This window comes from Hydrogenophaga sp. PML113 (genome assembly GCF_001777155.1).
Taxonomy (GTDB): domain Bacteria; phylum Pseudomonadota; class Gammaproteobacteria; order Burkholderiales; family Burkholderiaceae_C; genus Hydrogenophaga; species Hydrogenophaga borbori.
The window spans coordinates 1-21240 of the sequence record NZ_MIYM01000005.1 but is presented as its reverse complement, the minus strand read 5'-3'; the positions used below and the strand labels follow the sequence as shown (position 1 = coordinate 21240).

Genomic DNA, 21240 nt, shown 5'->3' with positions numbered 1-21240 from the left:
TCAGTCCTTCGGTGCAGCGGCCGTCATGGCGCTGAAGTCGGTGAGGGGGATGCGCTGCCGCTCCACGCGCAATTGCTCGCGCAGGGCCTGGCGCAGGATGGCGTCGAGTTCGGCGGCCAGCGCCGGCGCCAGCGTGGGGCCGTTCGCATCGAGCCAATCGCTGAGTTCGCGCGTGCGCGCCTGCGCGGCGTCCAGGCCGGCGGCGTCGCCACCCGCCGGCAGCACCAGGCCGGCGCGCGCGGCGCATTCGGCGAAGCGCCGATGGCCTTCGCGCAGGGCCTGGGCCTGGGCCTGCAGGGCCTGTGGGTCCCACACGGTCATGCCGGCGAGCTTGCCGAGGATGTCGTGCACGGCAGCCAGCTGGCCACGCGCGAAGTCGCTGCTCAGCTCGGGCGCCACCGTGTCGTTGAGCGTGCGGCGCAAGGCCTCGATCAGCCGTCCCAGGTCGGTGGTCATGGCATCACCTCCGCGCCGCGCGACTCGGCGGCGGCTTCGCCGATCAGGCGATTGAGTTCCAACAGCGTGGACGCGACCTGAAAGCCCATGGAGGCCATGCGGATGTCGCGCGCGCGCCCGCTCTGCACGCGCTGCGCCGCGCTCAGCAACATGGACGCGCTCTTGTACAGGCCCAGCACCTCGTAGTAGCGCCAGGCCACCGGGTCGGGCGTGAAGCCGGCCTGGCGCGCGTAGCGCTCGACGAAGGCCTGGCGGTCCATGAGGCCGCCCACGCGGCCGGTGCCGCCCGAGAACACGCGCAGCGCGGCCCAGGCCAGGTCCTCGTGCGGATCGCCCGCGTGCACCAGTTCCCAGTCCAGCACGGCGGTGATGCGGCCGTCCTGCTGCAGGAAGTTGCCCACGCGGTAGTCGCCGTGCACGATGACCACGCGCGGCGCCGCGGGCGCGTGGCGCAGCAGCCAGCGCATGGCGTGGTGCAGCTGCGGCGGCGCGTGCGTGGCGTCGTCGCCAAAGCCGGCATGGCGCCACCAGTACAGGGTCTGCTCGCGCGCCACCGTGGCGGGGTCGACCTCGCCCCACAGGCGCTTGAGCGGGGTGGCGCGCCAGTCCACGCCGTGCAGCGCGGCCAGGCCGTCGCTGAAGTCGCGCGCCAGGCTGGCGTTGTGGCGTTCGCCGCGCGCCTCGGCCGCGCCCTTCCAGGGCATGGGCGTGTCGCCGTCCACGCGGCCGGTGACCAGGAAGGGCGCGCCGATGACCGAGGGGTCGTCGCTGAAGGCGAACACGCGCGGCACCGGCAGCGAGGCCAGGCCCTGCAGCGCCTCCAGCGCGCGGTACTCGGGCTCGGCGCGGTAGGGCGCGAGCAGGCCGCGCGGGTCGCCGATGCGCAGGATCAGGTCCAGCGGCTCGCCACCGTCCCCGGGCGTGGCGCGCAGGCCCAGGGTGATCCAGGAGAAGCCCGCCGGAAAGCGGCGCCAACCGTCCAGGCGCAGCGGGTGGTTCAGGGCCCGCGAGAGAAAGGGCGCGAGTCGGCGGCCGAGCGTGTCCGCCGACAGGTCCAGGCTGGGTTCGTTCATCCGCCGGTGCTCTTGAACAACAGATTGGGCAGCCACAGGCTGAGCGCGGGCACGGAGGCGATCAGCAGCACGCGCAGCAGGTCGGCCGTGATGAAGGGCAGCACGCCGCGCACGATGGACCCCATGGCGATGTCGGGCGTCACCGAGCGGATCACGAACAGGTTGACGCCGATAGGGGGTGTGATGAGGCCGATCTCCACCACCACCACGATCAGGACGCCAAACCACACCGGGTCGTAGCCCAGTGCCGTGACGATGGGAAAGAAGATCGGCACCGTCAGCAGGATCATGGACAGGCTCTCGAGCACGCAGCCGAGCACCAGGTAGATCGCAATCATCACCAGGATGACTCCGAAGGGCGACAGGCCGCTGCCCTGCACCATGGCCAGCAGGCCCTCGTGCACGCCGGTGATGTTGACGAACTCGCCGAACAGGGCCGCGCCCAGGATGATGGCGAACATCATGGCGGAGGTGCTTGCGCTGTCCACGAAGATGCCGCGGATCTGCGCCAGCGTGAGGTTGCGCCGCGTGAGCGCGAACAGCAGCGCCGCCGCGGCGCCGATGCCCGAGGCCTCGACCGAGGTGAACAGGCCGCCGTAGATGCCGCCCATGACGATGCCGAAGATCGCCACCACGGGCCACAGCGTGCGCACCAACCCGCGCACGTCCATCACCAGGCGCTCGGTGGTCACGGGTGCCTGCGAGGGGTCGCGCCAGACCAGGTAGCGCACGGCCAGCAGGTAGCCGACGACGGCGATGAGGCCCGGCACGATGCCGGCCGCGAACAGCTTGCCGATGTGGGTCTGCGTGGCCACGCCATACACCACCATGATCACCGAGGGTGGGATCAGGATGCCCAGCGTGCCGCCCGCCGCCACGGCGGCCGAGGCCAGCCGGTCGCCGTAGCCCAGGCGGCGCATCTCGGGAATGGCGACCTTGCCCATGGTGGCGGCCGTGGCCACGCTGGAGCCGCAGATGGCGCCGAACGCGCCGCAGGCCGCGACCGTGGCCATGGCCACGCCGCCGCGGCGCCGGCCGATCAGCGCTTGCGCCGCGCGGAACAGGTCGCCGGAGATGCCGGCGCCCGCCACCAGATTGCCCATGAGAACAAACAGCGGCAGCACGATGAGCGTGTAGACCAGCGTGCTGTCTCGCGTGATGGTGGCGGCCATGCTGAGCGCGGGCGTCCAGCCATTGAGCACCACCACGCCGCCGAATCCCACCAGCCCGAGGGCGGTGGCGATCGGCACCTGCAGGAAGATCAGCGCAAAGGCGATCAGGAATCCAAGGGAGACCGCGAGCATCTCAAGCTCCGTGATCGGCGGGTGCCGCGTCGTCGCGCCAGGCGCCGAAGGCCTGCGCCAGGAAGACCAGCGCGCTCAGGCCGGCCAGTGCCGCCATGCCCCACAGCACCCAGGCCGTGGGAATGCCGAGGATGGCCGAGGCGTCGCCATAACCCGCCGAACGGATGGCCTGGCGGCCGCAGGTCCAGGCGATGACGCCGAACAGCGCCGCGCCCACGCCGCCCGCCAGCAGGCGCTGGGCCGTGCGCGCCCCGCGCGGCACCGGCACCAGGTCGACCACGATGTGGCCGTGCCGGCGCGCCAGCACGGGATAGAACACGAACACCATCAGGCCGAGCAGCACCTCCATCACCTCCGTGCCCCAGGGCAGCGGGCTGTTGAGCAGGTTTCGGCCGGCGACGTCGATGAACACGATGGCCATGAGCGCCAGCAGGCTCAGCGTGCCCACCGCCGTCAGGGCGCGTTCGAGGCGTCCTTCCCGTGCGCGCGCCATGCCTTACTTCCCGCGCGAGGCCGCGGCCACCTCGGCGCGCAGCTCGTCCAGCAGCTTCTGCGGATCGGCCACGCCCTTCTTCTTGGCCTTCTCGATCCAGTCCTTCTCGACCGGCGCGAGCACCTTCTTCATTTCCTCCACCAACGGCCCGGACGCGGTCTCCACGCTCTTGCCCGCCTTGCGCAGGCCGTCGAAGGCCGCGCGGTCGCCCTTGGCGTAGGCGGCGCCGATCTTGGCGGCGAAGGCGTCGCCGCTGATGCGCGTGATGGCCTCGCGGTCCTCGGCGCGCAGCGACTTCCACTTGTCCTCGTTGATGCCCAGCACCAGCACGGTGTTGTAGATGGCGCCCGGCACGATGGTGGCGTAGGGCACCAGGTCGTTGAGCTTGAAGGCGGGGATGGACTCCGGTGGCATCAGCGTGCCGTCGAGCACGCCGGACGACATCAGCTCGTAGGTCTCGCTTACCGGCTTGTTCACCGGTACCGCGCCCAGCAGCGTGAGCGCTTGCGTGGCGCTGGGCTGTGGGCTGCGGAACTTCAGGCCCTTGAAGTCGGCGATGCTGCGCAGCGGCCGCTTGTTGTTGAACAGCTGGCCCGGTGACACGACGTAGACCGACAGCGGGTGCACGCCCTTGAACTCGCCGTAGCTGGCGAGGTGCTTGCGGAAGAAGCGGTCGGCGATGGGCGCGAGCACCTCGGGGTTGTCGCTCACGAAGGGCATCTGCAGCGCTTCGAGGATGTCGAAGCGGTTGGGCGTGTAGCCCGGAATGAAAACCACCAGGTCGGCCTGGCCGTCGCGCGCCACGTCGAACTGCGCGGGCAGCGTACCCACCACCTTGGGCAGGGTGTCGATCTTCACGCGGCCGGCGGTGACCTTCTCCACCTCGGCGATCCAGGGCTCGATCACCTCCATGCGCATGGCCTGGCCCACCGGCAGCCAGTTGGAGTACTTGATGACCGTGGTCTGGGCGGACACGGGCGCGGCGGCCGCGAAGGCGCCGATCAGCGCCAGGGCGCCGACGAGGCGGCGGGTGCGGGAAATCATGGCTGGTCTCCTAGGGTTGGGCGGGGGTCGGAACGACGGCGCAACACAAGCTGCGCTGCATGGGTTGAATAATAGTCCGACGGGACGGTATATGAGAAGGGTTTGTGCGGCGCGATCACTCGGGGTTTCCCCGGTCTGTCGGATCAGCGGTCGGCCGCGCGCACGACACCGCGGTCGTGCAGGCGGCCGAACTGCGCGGCGTCGATGCCCAGCACCTGCGTGAGCACCTCCTCGGTGTGCTCGCCCAGGCGCGGCGCGGCCTGCGCCGGCAGGCGCGGCACGGCGCCGAAATTCAGCGGAATGCCCGCGGCGAGCATCTCGCCCACGCCCGGTTGTTCCACACGCTGAAACAGCGGGTTGGCCGGTGAGCACTCGGGGTCGCGCACGAGTTCGGCCACGGTCTGGTAACGGCTCCAGCACACACCGTGCTGGTCGAAGGCCCGCGCCACCTGCGCGAATGGCCGCGCGCCGATCCAGGGGCCGATCAGTTCGGCCAAGGCCTCGCGCGCCTGGAAGCGCTCGCCCTCGCGCGAGAGGTCCACCCCCAGCCGCGCGCCCAGCGCGTCCACCGCCGCGCCCAGCCCCGTGGCCTCGACGAGGGAACGCCACTGCCGGGGCGTGAGGCCCACCACCATCACGCGCTCACCGTCCTGTGTGAGGAAGTCGCGGCCGAAGGCGCCGAACAGCGCATTGCCATGGCGCTCGCGCGGCTGGCCCTGCTGCGCCTCGGCGATGAAGCCCAAGTGCTGCATCACCGCCAGCCCCACGTCCTCCAGCGCCAGCGTCACGTGCTGGCCCTGGCCGGTGCGGCGGCGGTGGCGCTCGGCGGCCAGCATGCCCACGGCCACCATCTGGCCGGTGATCAGGTCCCAGGCCGGCAGCACGTGATTGACCGCGCCTTCGCCGTCCACCGGACCCGTCACGTAGGGCAGGCCCAGGCGCGGGTTGACGGTGTAGTCCACGGCCGAGCCGCCGTGGCGGTCGCCCATCAGCGTGAGCTGGATCAGGTCTGGCCGCTTCGCCTTCAGGGCCTCGTGGTCCAGCCAGCCGCGCGGCGGGAAGTTGGTGAGGAACAGGCCCGCGTCCTCGCCGGGCGCGCAGGCCAGGGCCATGGCGAGCTCGCGGCCTTCGGGCGAGGCCAGGTCCAGCGCCACCGAGCGCTTGGACTTGTTGAGCCCGCACCAGAACAGGCTGGTGTTGTCCCGGGTCACGGGCCAGCGGCGGTGGTCGAGCCCGCCGCCCAGGGCGTCGATGCGGATCACATCGGCGCCCATCTGCGCCAGCGTCATGCCGCCCAGCGGCGCGGCCACGAAGGCCGCGGCCTCCACCACGCGCAGGCCGCTCAGGATGCCCTGTGGCTGCGCCATCTCAAGCCCCCGCTGGCGCGATGCCGAGCGCGCGCTCCATGAGGCTTCGCGCCACCACCTTGAGCGCCAGCGTCTCCTCGGCGCCCTCGAAGATGGAGAGCACGCGCGCGTCGACGAAGTAGCGGCTCACCGCGGTTTCCTCGGCGTAACCCATGCCGCCGTGCAGCTGCAGGGCCTCGCGCGTCACCAACTCGGCCGAGCGGCAGGCCAGCAGCTTGACCAGGCTGGCCTCCATGCGGCCGTGGCCACCGTCGACGATACCGGCCACGGTGTAAGCCAGGCGGCGGCAGGCCGCCAGCCGCGCGCCCATGCGGGCCAGCTTGGCCTGGGTGAGCGCGAAGTCGGCCAGCGGCGCGCCGAAGACCTTGCGGTCCTGCGCATAGCGCACGGCCGCGCGCAGGGCCGCGCGCATCACGCCGCAGGCGCGCGCCGAGGTCTGCATGCGCCCGCCCACCATGCCCGCGAGGGTGTAGTAGAAGCCCTTGCCCAGGCCGGCCTCGCCGCCGACCAGGTTGGCGTCGGGCACGAAGTAGTCCTGGAACGAAAGATCGAAGGAATGCATGCCGCGGTAGCCGATGGTGGGAATGGCGCGGCCCGTGAGCGTGCCGCCGCCGTCCTGCTTCACCTCGAATTGGTGCGTGTCCACCGAGGGCTTTTCGGCCAGCAGCACCGACAGGCCCTTGTGGCCCAGCGAACGGTCGGGGTCGGTGCGCGCCACCACCATCAGCACGCCGGCCTTGCCGGCGAAGGTGCACCAGGTCTTGGCGCCGTTGAGCAACCAGCCACCGTCCACGCGCGTGCCCTTGAGCTGACAGGCCGCGAGGTCGGAGCCGCAGTCGGGCTCGGTCATGGCGATGGCGCACAGCGGCTCGCCGGCCGCGAGCCGCGGCAGCCAGTGCGCCTTCTGCCCGTCGGTGCCGCCCGCGAGCAGCGCGCGCGTGAGGATCTCGGGCCGCGTGATCAGGCTGCCCGCGGCCGCCAGCGAGCCTTCGGACAAGGCCTCGGTCACCACCACCATGAGCAGGGTGTCCTCGCGATCGTCGGGCGCGCTGCCGCCGAAGCGCTCGGGAATGGCGAGGCCGAACACGCCCATCTCGCGCATGGGCTGCAGCAGCGACTCGGGCACGGTGAGGTCGTGCCGGTGGATGGCTTCGGCCTGCGGGGCCACCACCTCGGCGGCGAAGCGGCGAAAGGCATCCTGCGCGAGCCCATGGGCCTCGTCGAGGGCGATGTCGCCGACCAGGCCCTGGGCCTCGACCACGCCCCGGCCCGTGGCCTGCAGGGCCTCGGCGCCGCCCACGGCGCGGCGCAGCGCGCGCCACTCGGGCGCCGCGCGCAGCGCGTCCACCGCCGCCGGGTCTTCGCCGGTCTCGGCGAGCATCGCGTCCAGGCGGTCGAGCAGCGAGACCACCGCGTCCACCGTGAACACCAGCGCAAGCCGCGCGTCCAGCGGGTCGCTGTCGGGCGTGAGCGCGGCGATGGCGGTCTCGGCGGCCAGCAGCTCGGCGCCGGCCCAGGCCATCTCGAAGCTGGGCACCTGCACCGCGTCCAGGCGCCGCGCGCTCAGGCGGCCGTTCTCCAGGCAATGGCGCGCCAGCACCAGCACACCCGCGTCGAACAGCGAGCGCAGCCGCGCCAGCACGGCCGAGGCGTCGGCGAGCGGCTGTTGCAGGGCGGTGTTCATGTCGCGCATCATGCGGCTTGACCCACGCCGAGCACGCCCAGCGCCTTGTGCGCCGCCTCGCGACCGGTGTCCACGCAGGCCTGGGTGCCGCCGCCGCCGTAGTCCTTGACGGCATCGCCCACGTTCCAGAGGTTGGGCAGCGGCGTCTCCTGCGGCAGGTCGAAGCCGGCGCAGGAGCGCTGGGCCGGCCACTCACCGCGCATCACGCGGATCGAGAGGATCCTGGCGTCGGCGAAGCCGGGGAATTCGTTTCGCAGGTCCTGCAGGCCCAGCTCGGTCTCGACCTTCTCGTCGAAGTCGCCCAGGGCCGGCTTGGGCACCACGTAGGCCACGTACAGGTGCCAGCCCGGCGGCGCCATCTCGGGGCACATCGCCGTGAGCTCGCCCATGTTGCACAGCCTCTCGGTGTTGGCGAAGGTGATGAGGCCGGGCTGGTCGATCAGGCGCTGCCGGGTCGCGAAGTTGACCACGATGTTCGCGGCCGGGCGCAGCACGCGCCGGGCCTTGGCCACGTACTCGGCGCCCAGCGCCGCCTCGCCGGCCAGCGCGATGGTGGCGGCCGGGCCGACGTTGCTGATGACCACCCGCGCGTCGACGCGCTGCGTCACCCCGTGGCGCTCCACGTCCACGCCCGTGGCGCGCCCGTCGCTGACGTGGATCTTGCGGACCGGCGCGTCGAGCCAGATCTCGCCGCCCTTGGCGCGGATGCCGGCGCCCAGGTCGTTCCACAGGCCGATGGTGCCGCGCGGGCAGAAGCCGAAGCGCTTGAAGGCGCCCTTGAAAGCGAAGTAGGTCAGGAAGGCGCGCGCCGGCAGTTCGTCGGCGTTGGCGGCCCAGATCGCCGCGCAGAAGTTGCGGAACAGCCGGTGCACCGTGGCGTTCTTGGTGAACTTCTTGAGCCAGTCCTCGGTGCTGAGGGCTTCCTCGGGCAGTTCGGCATTGCCCTTGCGCACGTCGCCGAAGCTCGCGCCGATCTTGGCCGCGGCCTTGGTGAGGCCGCCGAGGATGAGGTTCCAGCCGCCGCCCTTGCTCGGGTCGATGATCTTGCCGTCGATGCGGAACACGGTCGCGGGCTGGGGTTCGCGCACGTCCAGCGGCACGCCCAGCAGGTCGAAGGTCTGCTCGAAGCCGCTGCCGCGCTCGATGGCGATGGCGCCGCGGTTGACGATGAAGCCGTCGATCTCCTCGCTGGAGGCGCGGCCGCCGAGGCGGTCCTGCGACTCCACGATCAGCACCTTGCGGCCGGCGGCCACCAGGTGGGCGGCCGCGCTCATGCCGCCGGCGCCGGCGCCGATCACGACCACGTCGTAGGGGGGATGGGTCATCAGTGGGTCTCCTGTGGAAGTTCGTGTGCGGGCCGCTCAGCGCCAGCGCAGCGTGGCGCTCATGCCGACGAAGCCCTGGGGGTCGCTGGTCCAGAGCGCGGCGCCGTCGGCCCCGGCGTTCGGGCGGCCGTTGAGGCGCAGCGGGTCGGTGTCGAAGGCGGGTCGCTGGGCGCGAAAGCCGAAGTGCGCGGGCAGCGCGCCGGGCCGCTCGCGCGCGGCCAGGTCGAGCAGCAGCGTGGCCAGCAGCGGGCCGTGCACCACCAGCGCGGGGTAGAACTCCTCGCGCGTGGCGTAGTCGCGGTCGTAGTGGATGCGGTGGCCGTTGTAGGTGAGCGCGGAGAAGCGGAACAGCATCACGGGGTCGGGCACGAGGTCGCGCCGCCAGTCCGCGTCGGTGGGCGCGGCCTCGCCGGGCGGCAGCGGCGCGGGCGCGGTGGGCGCTTCGCGGTAGACGATGTGCTGCAACTCGCTGAGGCGGGGTTGACCGTCCTGTTCCAGCTCGTGCGCCACCGTGACAAACACCAAGGCGCCGGCCTTGCCCTGCTTGAGGTCCACGCTGCGCACGGTGGAGGTCCTGCGTGCCATCCGACCCAGGCGCAGCGGCTCGTGCAGCGTGAGCTCGCCCGCCGCCCACATGCGGCGCGGCAGCGGCACGGGCGGCAGGAAGCCGCCGCGCCGGGGGTGGCCGTCCACGCCCGTGCCCTCGCGGCTGGGCGCATCGAGGAAGTAGAGCCAGTGCCAGGGCAGCGGCAGGGCATCGCCCTCCTCCGGCGCCTGTGCATGGTCGAGCAGGCCGGCCAGCGCGCGCGCCGGGAAAGGGTCCAGATGCTGTTCGCGGCTGTCGCTGCGGCCGACCCACTGGCGCAGGTGCTCAAGGTCAACCGCGCTCATCGTTCGGCCTCCGGCGTGGTCAGCGGCAGGCCCAGGGCCACGCGGCGCTGCAGCCAGGCGCTGGGGCGGTAGCGCGGGTCGCCGGTGGCGGCGAGTTGCGCGCGCAGGACCTCGAGCAGGCGCGCCGCGCCGAGCCGGTCGCCCCAGCTCAGCGGGCCCTGCGGGTAGCCCAGGCCCAGCCGCACCGCATCCTCCAGGTCGGCCACGCTGGCGATGCCGCGCTGCGCGATGTTGGCCGCGATGTTGACGATGGTGGCCATCACGCGCTGCGCGATGAAGCCGGGGCTGTCGTTGATCAGGGTCACGGCCGTGCCGTCCTTCGCCAGCAGCGCGTGGGCCGCGTCGCGCGCGGCCGGCGAGGTCACCGCCGTCAGCATGAGCGTGCGGCGCAGCGCCAGCGGGGGCAGCGGGTCCACGGCGGCGCAGCGGGTGGCGTCCAGGCCGAGCCGCAGCGCCGCGCCGGTGGCGTCCTCGCCCCAGGGCATCACCAGGCACAGGTCGGCGTTGCCCGGGCCGTCGACGAGGCGCGCGCCGGCCGCCGCCACGAGCCCCCGCAGGCCGTCGGCGCCGCTCGCGGCCGGGTCCACCCACACCGCCAGCGCCTCGGGCAAGGGGGGCAGTGGCCGGGCAGGCGGGCGTTGCGGCTGGCCGTCCACGTAGCGGTACCAGCCCTCCCCGCTCTTGCGGCCAAACAGGCCGGCGGCCACGCGCGGCGGCACCAGGGACGACGGCCGGAAGCGCGGCTCCTGCTGGAACTGCTCGTAGATCGAGGCCATCACGCGCGAGGACACGTCCAGACCGGTGAGGTCCAGCAGTTCGAAGGGGCCCATGCGAAAACCCAGGGCCTCGCGCAGCACGTCGTCGACGTCGGCCGGCGCAGCCACCCGTTCCTCAACGAGGCGCAGGCCTTCGGTGTAGAGGCCGCGCCCGGCGTGGTTGATGAGGAAGCCCGGCTGGTCGGCCGTGACCACCGCGCGGTGGCCCGCGCCTTCGGTGAGTTCGCTCAGGCGCCGCACCACGGCGGGCGCGGTGCGCACGGCGGCGATCACCTCGGCCACCTTCATCAGCGGCACGGGGTTGAAGAAGTGCAGGCCCGCCACGCGCTCGGGCCGCTGGCAGGCCGACGCGATCTCGGCCACGGTGAGCGACGAGGTGTTGCTCGCCAGGATGGCCTGTTCGCCGAGCAGGCCTTCGAGCTCGCGGAACAGCGCGCGCTTGACCGCCAGGTCCTCCACGATGGCCTCGATCACCAGCTCGCAGCCCGCGAGATCGGCCAGGGTGTTGCAGGCCTTCAGGCGATGCCTCGCCCCCTCGTGGTCGGCGGCCGCCAGGCGCCCCTTCTCCACCGCGCGCGCGAACATGCCGTCGACGTAGTCAATGGCCTTCGCTGCCGCGCCGGGCTGCGCGTCGTGGCAGTACACGGTGTGGCCGGCCTGCACGAAGAGCTGCACGATGCCGCGGCCCATGGTGCCGGCGCCGACGACGCCGATGGTGGTGGGGGAAACAGTCGCCATGGAGAAAGGGAAAAGGTGCGCCGCGTTCAGCGGCCGTTGAACTGCGGCTTGCGCTTGTCGAGAAAGGCGCGCATGCCCTCGGTCTTGTCCTCGGTGTCGAAGAGCAACAGGAACTCGCGGTTCTCCAGCGCCAGCGCCGCCTCCAGCGGCAGGTCGGCGCCCTGGCGCAGCACGCGCTTGGTGGCCTCGATGGCCTTCGGCGGCAGGCGCGCGGCCTTGCGCGCGAGCTCCAGCGCGCGCACCAGCGCCTGGCCCTCGGGCGCGAGTTCGGCCACCAGGCCGAGCTGAAAAGCGCGCTCGCCCGTCAGCGGCTCGGCCGTCATCAGCATGAGGCTGGCGACCTGCTTGCCCACGCTGCGCACCAGGCGCTGCGTGCCGCCCGCACCGGGCATGATGCCCACGGCCAGCTCGGGCTGGCCCAGGCGGGCGCTGGCATCGGCCACGATGAAGTCGCACATCAGCGCCAGTTCGCAGCCCGCGCCGAGCGCGAAGCCGCTGACCGCCGCGACCACGGGCTTGCGCGCGTTCGCCAGCGGCGCCCAGTACTGGCCCAGGTCGATGTCGGCCACGTCCTGCGCGCCCTTGTCGACCAGCAGGTTCAGATCGGCGCCGGCGGCGAACACGCTGTCGCCACCGGTGACCACGATGGCCTTGACCTCGGCGTCGGCCTCCAGCCCGCGCACGGCGGCGGCGATGGCCGCGCGCATGGTCAGGTCGAGCGCGTTGCGCTTGTCGGGGCGGTTGAGCGTGAGCACGCCCACCGCGCCGTCGCGCGACAGGCGCACCGGCTCCTGGGGGGCTTCGCTCATGCGCGGTCTCCGGGGCGGTGAATGAAATCGGGCGCGCGCTTCTCTCGGAAGGCCGCAAAACCCTCGCGGAAGTCGGCGCCCAGCAGGCAGGCGGCCTGGTCGTCCTGATCGCGCTGCAGCTCCTCGGCCAACGTGGCGCTGGGGTGCTGCAGGCGCTGCTTCATGCGGGCGAAGGGCTCGGCGGGCAGCAGGGCCAGCTCGCCGGCCAGGGCCACGGCGCGGTCCATCACCTGCGCGTCCTCGCACAGCTCGTCGGCCAGGCCCAGGCGCAGCGCCTCTTCGCCGCGCACGGGCTCGCCGCCGCAGAGCAGGCGGCGAGCCACCGGCAGGCCCACGCGGCGCGGCAGCGTGAGCAGTTGGCCCCAGTCGGGCACCAGGCCGATCTTGAGGAAGGGAAACAGCACGCGCGCCTCGCGCCCGATCACGATGCGGTCGGCCAGCAGCGAGAGGCCGACGGCCGCGCCCGCGGTCACGCCCTCCATAGCGGCCACCACGGGCAGGCGCAGATCGGCCACGCGCTGGCAGACCTGCTGCACATGGCCCAGGCGAGCGCGCGCCTGGGCCTCGCTCAGGCCCAGCATGCTGGGCACGTCGCCGCCGGCGGAGAACACGCCTTGCACGCCGCCGATGACCAGGGCCCGCACCGACGCGTCCCGGCCCAGGGCGTCGAGATGATCGATGAAGCCCTGGCGCACGGCCTCGTCGATGGCGTTGCGCTGCGCCGGGCGGTTGATGCGCAGGCGCGCCACCCGCGGCGCGGGGTGGTCGAGCAGAACGACGGGCTCACTCATGTTCAGACGCCTTCCAGCCCCACGATGGAAACCGAGCACACGTTCTGCGAAGGCTGGCCGCCGAGGTTGTGGATCAGGCCGGTTTTCGGGTCCGCGAGCTGGCGCGCGCCCGCGCGGCCCTGCAGCTGCAGGTAGATCTCGTAGAGCATGCGGATGCCGCTGGCGCCCACCGGGTGGCCGAAGCACTTGAGGCCGCCGTCGATCTGGCAGGGCACGCGGCCCTCGGCGTCGAAGTGGCCATCGAGCACGTCGTAGACGGCGCGGCCCTCGTCGGACAGGCCCAGGTCCTCCATGGTCACCAGCTCGGTGATGGAGAAGCAGTCGTGCACCTCGGTCATGCTGATCTGCTCGCGCGGGCGCTCGATGCCGGCCTCGGCGTAGGCGCGCTTGGCGGCCACGCGCGCGGTGTGCACGTAGCTGCCGTCCCACTCGTTGGACTGCAGCTCCCAGCCATTCGAGACCGCCACCTGCAGGGCCTTGAAGGTCACCAGGCCCTGCTTGCCGAGGCCGCGCGCGATCTCCGGCGTGGTGACGATCACCGCCGCCGCGCCGTCGGACACGCCGCAGCAGTCGAACAGGCCCAGTGGCGCGGCGATGGTGGGCGCTTTCAGGCACTGCTCTTCGGTGATGGGCTTCTGCAGGTGGGCCTTGGGGTTCTTGGCGCCGTTGGCGTGGCTCTTCACCGACACATGCGCGATCGCGCGCTTGAGCAGGGCCGCGTCGATGCCGTGCTTGGCGCGGTACGCGCTGGCGAGCTGCGCGAAGTTGGCCGGCGCCACCGCGTTCGGGTACCACTGCGGGATGTAGGTGCCCACGGTGGCCATGGGCAGGCCGCCGTAGCCGGTGTCCTTGAGCTTTTCCACGCCGAGGGCGAGCGCGATGTCGCAGGCGCCCGCGGCCACCGCGTACACCGCCGCGCGGATGGCCTCGGAGCCGCCGGCGCAGAAGTTTTCCACGCGCGTGATGCCGATGTTGGGCAGGCGCAGCGCGATGCCCATGGGCGTGCCGCCGCGTCCCGTGCCCACGTCGTCCATGTGGGTGGAGAACCAGGCCGCGCCGAGCTGGTCCGGCGCGATGCCGGCGTCGGCCATGGCCTCGTTGTACGCCTCCAGCATGAGGTCCTCGGGGCTGGCGTCCCAGCGCTCGCCGAACTTGCTGCAGCCCATGCCGAGGATGGCGACCTTGTCCTTGATGCCTTGTGCCATGCTGTTCTCCTTCAGGTCTTGGACGCGCCACGCACCGGCGTGGCCTTCCAGAAGTACCGCGTGAAGCCGCGGCGGTCGTCGACGTCCTTGACGCGGAACACCATCTCCATGGCGGTGCCGCTGTCCACCTCGCCCACCTCCAGGTCGGTGAAGTCCATGAGGATGCGGCCGCCGCCCTCGAAGTCGATCTGGCCGTAGTGGTGCGGCGGCGCCGGGTGCCAAGACAGGTACTCGGCCGACCAGCTCAGGATGCGCGCGGGCCGGTCGGCCAGCGGGTGGGGCTTTTGCGTGTCCTGCAGGGGCTGGGCGTCGTATGTCAGGCGCGAAGGCGGGAAGTGCACGCTGCCCGTCACCTCGCAGCGGCCGGCCACCAGGGCCTGCAGCGCGCGGTGGTGGCGCCAGGCGGTCGACAGCGCGGTCTTCTTGTCCTGCTCGCCGCGCATGCCGCGCTCCAGCTGCAGCTGGCCCTTGAAGGAGAGGAAGCGCGTGTAGTGGCGCTCCTCCACGCCGCGCGCCAGCCATTCGCCCACGCCACGCGCGGGCTTGAAGCCATCGATGGCCTCGGTGACGCGGAACACCAGGGCCTGCGCGCCGCTGCCGAACTGCGCCAGCACGATGCGCTGGCCAGGCCGCGCGCGCTCCAGCAGCTGCGCGAGCAGCAGCAGGCCGTGCGGCACGCCGCTGTCGCCCACGCTGTCGCCCAGGTTGTCCACCACCGCCTCGGCGCGGATGCCGCACGCCTTGGCCAGTTGCTGGTCCATCTTGGCGAAGGTGGTGGGGAAGATGAAGTGGTCGACCTCGGCGGCGGCCACGCCGGCCTGGGCCAGCGCCGCCTGCACCGCGCGCGGCACCAGCTTGGTGATGCCCTCGTCGCGCACCCAGCGCTCTTCCCAGTGGTAGTCCAGGTCCTCGCCGGCGGCGCGGAAGTGGTCCACGAAATCGGCCGTGACGGTGCCCGCGCCCAGGTACTCGGCGAGCACGTTCTGCGTGCCCACCAGCAGGGCGGCGGCGGCGTCGCCGTACTCCAGCTCCTGCGCGCTGGCCGCGCGCGTGCGGCGGTTGTCGGCGGCCAACACCAGGGTGTCGCCGCCGCCGGCCTGAACGCGCGCCACGGCCTGCGTGAAGGCCGAGAGCGCCGCGCGCTGCGTGCCGCCCAGGTCCAGAGCCTCGATGCCCTCGTCGAGATCGAGCGCGCCGGACACCACGGCCGCATTCAGGCGCTCGGCGAAGGGCAGCGTGTCGCTGGCCAGCAGCAGGGCGCGCACGGTCGATCGGTCCCGCTGGCCGACCGGGCCCAGGCAGTCGCGCGCGGCGGCCACGGCCAGGGTGATGCTGTCCTCGTCCCAGTGGGCGAAGGCGCGCGTGCCCTTGCGGCCACCGAACTGCGGGGCGTACCAGGCGTTGGCCTGCGCCGCCGCCTGGCGCGACAGGCGCAGGCGCGGCACGTAGCCGCCATAGGCGGTGATTCCGATCATGCTGAGGTGTCTCCGGAAGTGGGGCGCCCCAGGTGGGACGCGAGAAAGCGGCCGCCCTCGGCCAGCGCGTCGCGCGCCTCGGGCAGTTCGTCGGGGAATTGCTGGAAGACGTGGACCATGCCGGGCCAGGCCTGGCATCGCGCCTGGCCACCGGCGGCATTCACGCGGCGCGCGAAGGCCTCCGAGTCGCTGAGCACGGTCTCGCGATCGCCCACCTGCAGCAGCAGGGGTGGCAGCGCGGCCAGGGCCTGTTCGTCGGCGTACAGCGGTGAGACCAGCGGGTCACGCGCATCGCCGTCGGGGCCGAGGGCGTTGCGCGCCATCGCCAGGATCATGGGGCGCTGGTGGATGGGGTCGGCGCCGGCACGGGTCTCGTAGCTCTCGCCGGTGGCGGCGAGGTCGGTCCAGGCCGACATGAGGAAGGCCGCGGCCGGCAGGGCATCGCCCCGGCCGTGCAGCGCCAGCAGCGCGCCCAGGGCCAGGCCACCGCCCGCCGAGTCGCCCGCGAGCGCGGTGTCGCGCGCCGCGAGGCCCTGGCCGCGCAGCCACTGCAGCACCGCCAGCGCGTCCTGCAGCGGCGCCGGGTAGCGGTGCTCGGGCGCGAGGCGGTAGTCCACGCCCAGCACGCGCGTGCCGGCGGCGGCCGACAGGCGCGCCATCAGCTCGCGGTGCGAGCGCAGCGAGCCGACCTGGAAACCGCCGCCGTGGAAGTAGACGATGGCGCGGTCGGTGCGCGCGCCGGGCGCGGTGACCCAGGCGCAGGGCACGCCGCCCGCGGTCAGCGGCTCGAACGCGGCCTCGCCGGTGGCGTCAAAGAGCCGGTCCCAGTCGGCGCGCATCTGCGCCACGGGGGTGTCGCGGCGCCAGCGGCCGTAGACCGCTTTCACGCGGGCGACGACGGTCTCGACCGAGGACGGCGATGAGGTCCGATCCGGCGCCGGGCCGCCCCCGGCCGGATCGGCCCCCTCGGCGGGCAGCGGCGGAGCGTGGTGGTCCTGTGTCATGCGCCGCACCCCATGCCACCCGAGACGCCCAGCACCTCGCCGGTGACGTAGGCCGCGCCTTCGGAGGCGAGGAACGCCACGGCCGAGGCCACCTCCTCGCCGGTGCCGAGCCGACCCGCGAGCGTGGCCTGGGTCATGCCGTCCAAGAGTTTGTCGCCGCCCTGCGCCACGGCCTGGCGCAGCAGCGGCGTGTCGATCGGCCCCGGCGCCACCACGTTGGCCGTGATGCCCTTGCGGCCGTTCTCGCGTGCGATGGAGCGCGTGAAGGCGATCACCCCGCCCTTGGCCGCCGCGTACACCGAGCCGCCGCGCGAGCCGAGCCGGCCCGCTTCCGAGGCCACGTTGACAATGCGGCCGAAGCCGCGCGCCTGCATGCCCGGCAGCACCGCGTGCGTGGTGTTGAGCACGGCCTCCAGGTTCACCGCCAGCAGGCGGCGCCAGTCGGCCGGCGTGGTGTTCGTGAAGAAGGCGTGCTGGTCCACGCCCGCGTTGTTCACCAGCACATCGAAGGGGCCGTGTTCGGCCACCACCGCGTGCACGCGGTCGAAGTCGCAAACGTCCAGCGCCACGGCGCGGGCGCCGGTCGCTTGCGCGAGGCGCCGGGCGGCCTCGGCCTGCCGGTCGGCGATGAGCACGTCCAGGCCATCGGCCGCGAGGCGGCGCACGATGGCCTCGCCGATGCCGCTGGCGCCCCCGGTGACCAGGGCGCGCCGTCGCGCGGTCTTGTCAATGGCCATTCAACGCCCCGTGAAACGCGGCGTGCGTTTCTCAATCACCGCCGCCAGGCCCTCGCGCGCGTCGGCCATGCCGGACAGCAGGGCCTGGATGTGGTTTTCCTCGGGCATGGCGGCTTCCACGCCCTGGCCAATGCCGTTCCACAGCAGGCGCTTGGTGTTGGCCAGCGCGGCCGGCGCGCCGGCCGCCAGCTGGCGCGCGAGCGACCAGGCCTCGTCCATCAGGCGCTCGTCGGCCACCACGCGCGTGACCAGGCCCATGTCCTTGGCCTCGGCCGCGGTGATCGTGGGGTTGAGCATCAGGATTTCCATCGCGCGGCGAAAGCCCACGAGCTGCGTGAGCGTGACCGACACGCCCGCGTCGGGCACCATGGCCACGCGCGTGGCGCCGGCCAGGAAGCGCGTGGACTCGCCAGCCACCACGAAGTCGGACGAACACACCAGGCCCATGCCGCCGCCGCCGGCCGCAAAGCCTTGCACCGCCGCCACCACCGGCGGGTTCAGCCGGATCAGGGCGGCCGTGGCGAGCTGCAGCAGCGCCGTCGCGACGCGGATGTAATCGGGCAGCGCCTCGCCCTTGGCCAGGAAGGTGTGCACATCCCCCCCGGCGCAGAAGTGCGGGCCATCGCCCGTCAGCAGCACCGCGCGCACGCGGCCCTCGCCGTGGATGCGCAGCACCGCCTCATGCAGGGCGCGCAACAGCTCCACGTTCAATCCATTGGCGGCCTCGGGCCGCGCCAGCCGCAGGTGGGCCACGCCGTCGGCGTGCAGCGCCAGGCGCACCGGGCCCTCGCCCACCAGCACCTCGGATGCCGTCTCTTGGCTCATCGTTCGCCTCCGTTCTCGGGATTCAGATCAGGAAGGCCATGGAGTACAGCGCGTCCTGGTTGTTCACCAGGGTCACGGTCTTGCGCGCCATGCGCAGCTGGCCGTCCATGCGGCGCAGGCGGTACTCGGTGCGCGCGGCCCAGAGCACGTCGCCGCGCGTCTGGTTCTCGAAGATCAGCACGTTGCTGCCCACGCTGAGTTCGCGGCCGTCGTCCTCCAGCACCTCGATGTTGGAGATCAGGCGGCGCAGGCGCGACTGCGGCGTCTGGCTGAAGCGCTTGCCGGTGTGGAACTGGCGGATGCGCAGCGCGATGCGCGAGCGGTTGTCGTAGATGATGGACATCACCTTCTCGGGGTCGCCACCGTCACCGTTCGCGGGCACCCAGTAGACGCCGTCGTCCGTCCACAGCGACTCCCAGTCGTCGTAGCGGTGCTCGTCTTGCAGGCGCGCTTCGTGGTAGACGAACTGCGTGACGTCTTCCAGCGTGGCGCGTTGTTCGCTCGTCATGGGCATCACGCGGCCTCCATGGTGGCGCGGTAGTGGCGCCAGATGCCGCGGCTGGGCACCTCGTCCGTGTTGTCGCCGATCAGGAAGCCGTCGGCGTCGCGGCGCTCGCGGTGCTTGCCCCGGCCCAGGAACAGCCACTCGGGATTGCGCATCCGCACACCCATCTGGGTGCGCTCGTACATCTCGGCGTCGTCGGCCAGCAGGAAGCCGGCCGGGCCCACCGAACCCATGGTCTGCTGGCGCATGCGCCGGTTCAGGTCGGGCGCGCCCTTGAACTGCAGCGCGGTCACGTGCTGCACGGTCTCGTCCACCGACAGCGGCTGGATCACGAAGATCTGGATCTCCGCGATGAACAGGTTCGGGTAGATCATGATGTGCGGCGTGCCGTCGATCATGATCTTGCGCGCCTTCTCCTCGCCGTAGGCCGCGTTCATCTTCGCGGTGTACTCGGGCAGCTTGTCGACCGTGGTGCCGAACCAGGACAGCGGCACGTCGCGCTTTCGGAACTCGGGGCGCAGGTCGTTCTCGGTGTGGCCGTTGCCGAAGTCGCGCGACACCGCCGTGGACTCGGCGCTGTAGAGCGAGCCGATGCCGCTCTGCGCCACCTCGAAGATGGAGGCGTGCACGAAGGACGGGTGGTAGCCGTCGGTCTCGTTCTCGACCAGGAACTTCCAGTTGGCCTTGACCTTGTGCTTGAGGAAGCCGGCGGTGATCTCCACCTCGCCCTCGGGCGAGGTCTCGCACAGCGCATCGATGGCCTTCATGGCCGCGCCCAGGTGCTCTTCCAGGCTGGGGCCCTCGGCCGCCATGGAGCCGAAGACGAAGCCGCGGTAGCTGGCCACGCGCGCGACCTTGCCCAGGCCGTAGTCGCCCCGGTCCACGCCCTCGTAGCCCGAGGGAAAAGGCCAGCCCTTGAGCGCGCCGTCGTTGGCGAAGGTCCAGCCGTGGTAGGGGCAGGTGAAGGAGCGCGCGTTGCCCTGCTCGGTCATGCACACGCGGTTGCCGCGGTGCGGGCAACGGTTGTGCAGCAGGTGGATCGTGCCGTGGCGGTCGCGCGTCATGATGACCGGCTCGGGGCCGATGGATTTCATGACGTAGTCGTTGGCGTTCGGTACCTCGCTCTCATGCCCCACGTAGACCCAGGTGCGGAACCAGATCTTCTGCAGTTCGGCCTGGTAGATGGCGGGGTCGGTGTAGAGCGAGCCGTGCACGTGCTCGTCGCGCACGAGCTGGTCCCAGCGCGGCTCGGCGGCGGGCGCGCTGGCGATGGGGATCACGGGGGCGCAGTGGTCCAATTCGGGGTCCTCCGTTGGGGATGGAATGTGTGTTGTCCGGTGCCTCGGTTGGTGGAATAATAGTCCGACGAGACGGACTATGTCAAACCACCATCTCGGGGTTTTCACCAAGGACGATTCACCCATGCCCACCGTTGTTTTCATCGACCCCCACGGCAGCGAGCACGCGGTCGAGGCCCCCGAAGGCCGCAGCCTGATGCAGGTTGCGATCGACCACGCCGTGCCCGGCCTCCTGGGCGATTGCGGCGGCGTGTGCAGCTGCGCCACCTGCCATGGCTACGTGGACCCGGCCTTCCTGGACCGCTTGCCCCCGCGTTCGGAGACCGAGGTCTTCATGCTCGAAGGCGTGCCCGACCTGCGCGGCAACAGCCGCCTGTGCTGCCAGATCCGCATGCAGCCCGCGCTGGCGGGCATGCGCATCCAGCTGCCGGACGAGCAGGTCTGATGCACGGCATCGCCCTCGCCCGCAGCCTGCTGTTTCTGCCCGCCGACCGGCTGGAGCGCCTGCCCCAGGCGCTCGCCAGCGGCGCGCACGCGCTGGTCATCGACCTCGAGGACGCGGTGGCGCCCGAGCGCAAGGCCGGCGCGCGCGAGGCACTGGCGCGCCTGTGGCCCTCGCTGGACGCCAGCGTTCGCTCGCGCCTGCTGGTGCGGCTCAATGCCCCGGCCACGCCCTGGCACGCGGACGACGCGGCCCTGCTCGTGGCGCTGCAGGGCCTGGGCGCGGTGATGCCCGCCAAGGTGGAAGCGCCCGCCGACCTGCTGCGCCTGTTCGCCGCCTTCCCCGCGCGCCGCTGGCTGCCGCTGATCGAGTCGGCCCAGGGCCTGTCGCGGATCGATGCCATCGCGCGCGTGCCCGGCGTCTTGCGCCTGGCCTTTGGCCACCTGGATTTCCAGTCCGACCTTGGCATGGACTGCGAGAGCGACGAGGCCGAACTGGCGCCGGTGCGCCTGTCTTTCGTCATGGCCTCGCGCCGCGCCGATCTGGCGCCACCCGTGGACGGCGTGACCACGGCGCTCCAAGACAACGCGCGCCTGAGCGCCGATGCGCGCCGCGCGCGCCGCTTCGGCTTCGGCGCCAAGCTGTGCATCCACCCGGCCCAGGTCGCCCCGATCAACGCGGCCCTGGGGCCCAGCGAGGAACAGCGCGCCTGGGCGCGGCGCGTGCTGGCGGCGGCCGCCGCGCACGGGGAAGGGGCCTTCCGTTTCGAGGGCGCCATGGTGGACGCCCCGGTGCTGGCGCGCGCGCGCCGCTTCGCCCAAGACATCAACCCGCAGGAGAACGCATGAAGATTCTGATGCCCGTGAAACGGGTGGTCGACTACAACGTCAAGGTCCGCGTGAAAAGCGATGGCAGCGGCGTCGACATTGCCAACGTGAAGATGTCGATGAACCCGTTCGACGAGATCGCGGTGGAAGAGGCGGTGCGCCTGAAGGAGA

The 21240-nt window shown here is 72.1% G+C and carries 21 protein-coding genes and 1 pseudogene; 3 read left to right on the top strand and 19 right to left on the bottom strand.

The window, feature by feature from the left end; all coding sequences use genetic code 11:
* From BHU06_RS11105 to BHU06_RS11015, 19 genes are all read right to left on the bottom strand, one after another.
* Positions 1-456 carry a hypothetical protein gene (locus BHU06_RS11105; RefSeq protein ID WP_070399257.1) on the bottom strand — a complete coding sequence of 152 codons (456 nt, stop codon included), beginning with the start codon at positions 454-456 and terminating at the stop codon, positions 1-3.
* The gene (locus BHU06_RS11100) at positions 453-1529 is read right to left on the bottom strand and encodes a phosphotransferase family protein (protein ID WP_070399256.1); all 1077 of its coding nucleotides are present in this window, start codon (positions 1527-1529) and stop codon (positions 453-455) included. Before BHU06_RS11100 ends, BHU06_RS11105 begins: the two co-directional genes overlap by 4 nt.
* Positions 1526-2833, bottom strand: coding sequence for a TRAP transporter large permease (locus tag BHU06_RS11095; RefSeq protein WP_070399255.1), 1308 nt, complete (start codon positions 2831-2833; stop codon positions 1526-1528). Before BHU06_RS11095 ends, BHU06_RS11100 begins: the two co-directional genes overlap by 4 nt.
* A gap of 1 nt (position 2834) precedes the next feature.
* Complete coding sequence (locus BHU06_RS11090) at positions 2835-3326, bottom strand: TRAP transporter small permease (RefSeq protein ID WP_070399254.1); 492 nt, start codon at positions 3324-3326, stop codon at positions 2835-2837.
* 3 nt (positions 3327-3329) lie between these two features.
* Positions 3330-4370, bottom strand: a complete 1041-nt coding sequence (locus BHU06_RS11085; RefSeq protein ID WP_070399253.1) for a TRAP transporter substrate-binding protein — start codon at positions 4368-4370, stop codon at positions 3330-3332.
* Between the two features lie 143 nt (positions 4371-4513).
* On the bottom strand, positions 4514-5737 hold the full coding sequence (locus BHU06_RS11080; protein WP_070399252.1) for a CoA transferase: 1224 nt from the start codon (positions 5735-5737) through the stop codon (positions 4514-4516).
* A 1-nt stretch (position 5738) separates the two neighbouring features.
* Positions 5739-7421, bottom strand: coding sequence for an acyl-CoA dehydrogenase family protein (locus BHU06_RS11075; RefSeq protein ID WP_070399531.1), 1683 nt, complete (start codon positions 7419-7421; stop codon positions 5739-5741).
* 8 nt (positions 7422-7429) lie between these two features.
* Entirely contained in the window at positions 7430-8746 is a 1317-nt protein-coding gene (locus BHU06_RS11070; protein ID WP_070399251.1) for an NAD(P)/FAD-dependent oxidoreductase, read from the bottom strand.
* A gap of 36 nt (positions 8747-8782) precedes the next feature.
* Entirely contained in the window at positions 8783-9637 is an 855-nt protein-coding gene (locus BHU06_RS11065; protein WP_070399250.1) for a MaoC family dehydratase N-terminal domain-containing protein, read from the bottom strand.
* Positions 9634-11151 carry a 3-hydroxyacyl-CoA dehydrogenase gene (locus tag BHU06_RS11060; protein ID WP_070399249.1) on the bottom strand — a complete coding sequence of 506 codons (1518 nt, stop codon included), beginning with the start codon at positions 11149-11151 and terminating at the stop codon, positions 9634-9636. Before BHU06_RS11060 ends, BHU06_RS11065 begins: the two co-directional genes overlap by 4 nt.
* A 26-nt stretch (positions 11152-11177) precedes the next feature.
* A complete protein-coding gene (locus tag BHU06_RS11055) occupies positions 11178-11960 on the bottom strand; it encodes an enoyl-CoA hydratase-related protein (RefSeq protein WP_070399248.1) in 783 nt (260 codons plus the stop codon).
* On the bottom strand, positions 11957-12751 hold the full coding sequence (locus BHU06_RS11050) for an enoyl-CoA hydratase/isomerase family protein (RefSeq protein WP_070399247.1): 795 nt from the start codon (positions 12749-12751) through the stop codon (positions 11957-11959). The genes BHU06_RS11055 and BHU06_RS11050 overlap by 4 nt, the downstream gene beginning before the upstream one ends.
* Positions 12752-12753: 2 nt before the next feature.
* Positions 12754-13956 (bottom strand): acetyl-CoA acetyltransferase, encoded by a 1203-nt coding sequence (locus tag BHU06_RS11045; RefSeq protein ID WP_070399246.1) that lies wholly within the window; start codon positions 13954-13956, stop codon positions 12754-12756.
* 11 nt (positions 13957-13967) lie between these two features.
* On the bottom strand, positions 13968-15431 hold the full coding sequence (locus BHU06_RS11040) for a 3-oxoacyl-[acyl-carrier-protein] synthase III C-terminal domain-containing protein (RefSeq protein ID WP_070399245.1): 1464 nt from the start codon (positions 15429-15431) through the stop codon (positions 13968-13970).
* Complete coding sequence (locus tag BHU06_RS11035) at positions 15428-16435, bottom strand: alpha/beta hydrolase (RefSeq protein WP_083293168.1); 1008 nt, start codon at positions 16433-16435, stop codon at positions 15428-15430. Before BHU06_RS11035 ends, BHU06_RS11040 begins: the two co-directional genes overlap by 4 nt.
* Positions 16432-17172: an SDR family NAD(P)-dependent oxidoreductase gene (locus BHU06_RS11030; protein WP_070399243.1), complete on the bottom strand. Its 741-nt coding sequence runs from the start codon at positions 17170-17172 to the stop codon at positions 16432-16434. The genes BHU06_RS11035 and BHU06_RS11030 overlap by 4 nt, the downstream gene beginning before the upstream one ends.
* Positions 17173-17997 carry an enoyl-CoA hydratase/isomerase family protein gene (locus tag BHU06_RS11025; RefSeq protein WP_083293167.1) on the bottom strand — a complete coding sequence of 275 codons (825 nt, stop codon included), beginning with the start codon at positions 17995-17997 and terminating at the stop codon, positions 17173-17175. It abuts the gene before it with no gap.
* A gap of 22 nt (positions 17998-18019) precedes the next feature.
* Positions 18020-18511 carry an aromatic-ring-hydroxylating dioxygenase subunit beta gene (locus BHU06_RS11020; protein ID WP_070399242.1) on the bottom strand — a complete coding sequence of 164 codons (492 nt, stop codon included), beginning with the start codon at positions 18509-18511 and terminating at the stop codon, positions 18020-18022.
* A complete protein-coding gene (locus BHU06_RS11015) occupies positions 18511-19800 on the bottom strand; it encodes a Rieske 2Fe-2S domain-containing protein (protein ID WP_139147049.1) in 1290 nt (429 codons plus the stop codon). Before BHU06_RS11015 ends, BHU06_RS11020 begins: the two co-directional genes overlap by 1 nt.
* 124 nt (positions 19801-19924) lie before the next feature.
* Between BHU06_RS11015 and BHU06_RS11010 the strand changes: the two genes are divergently transcribed.
* The 3 genes and pseudogenes from BHU06_RS11010 to BHU06_RS11000 all read left to right on the top strand — a co-directional run.
* Positions 19925-20245: a 2Fe-2S iron-sulfur cluster-binding protein gene (locus tag BHU06_RS11010; protein WP_070399528.1), complete on the top strand. Its 321-nt coding sequence runs from the start codon at positions 19925-19927 to the stop codon at positions 20243-20245.
* On the top strand, positions 20245-21090 hold the full coding sequence (locus BHU06_RS11005) for a CoA ester lyase (RefSeq protein ID WP_070399241.1): 846 nt from the start codon (positions 20245-20247) through the stop codon (positions 21088-21090). Before BHU06_RS11010 ends, BHU06_RS11005 begins: the two co-directional genes overlap by 1 nt.
* A pseudogene (locus BHU06_RS11000) lies at positions 21087-21240 on the top strand (electron transfer flavoprotein subunit beta/FixA family protein); the annotation flags it as partial. The gene BHU06_RS11005 and the pseudogene BHU06_RS11000, both read left to right, overlap by 4 nt.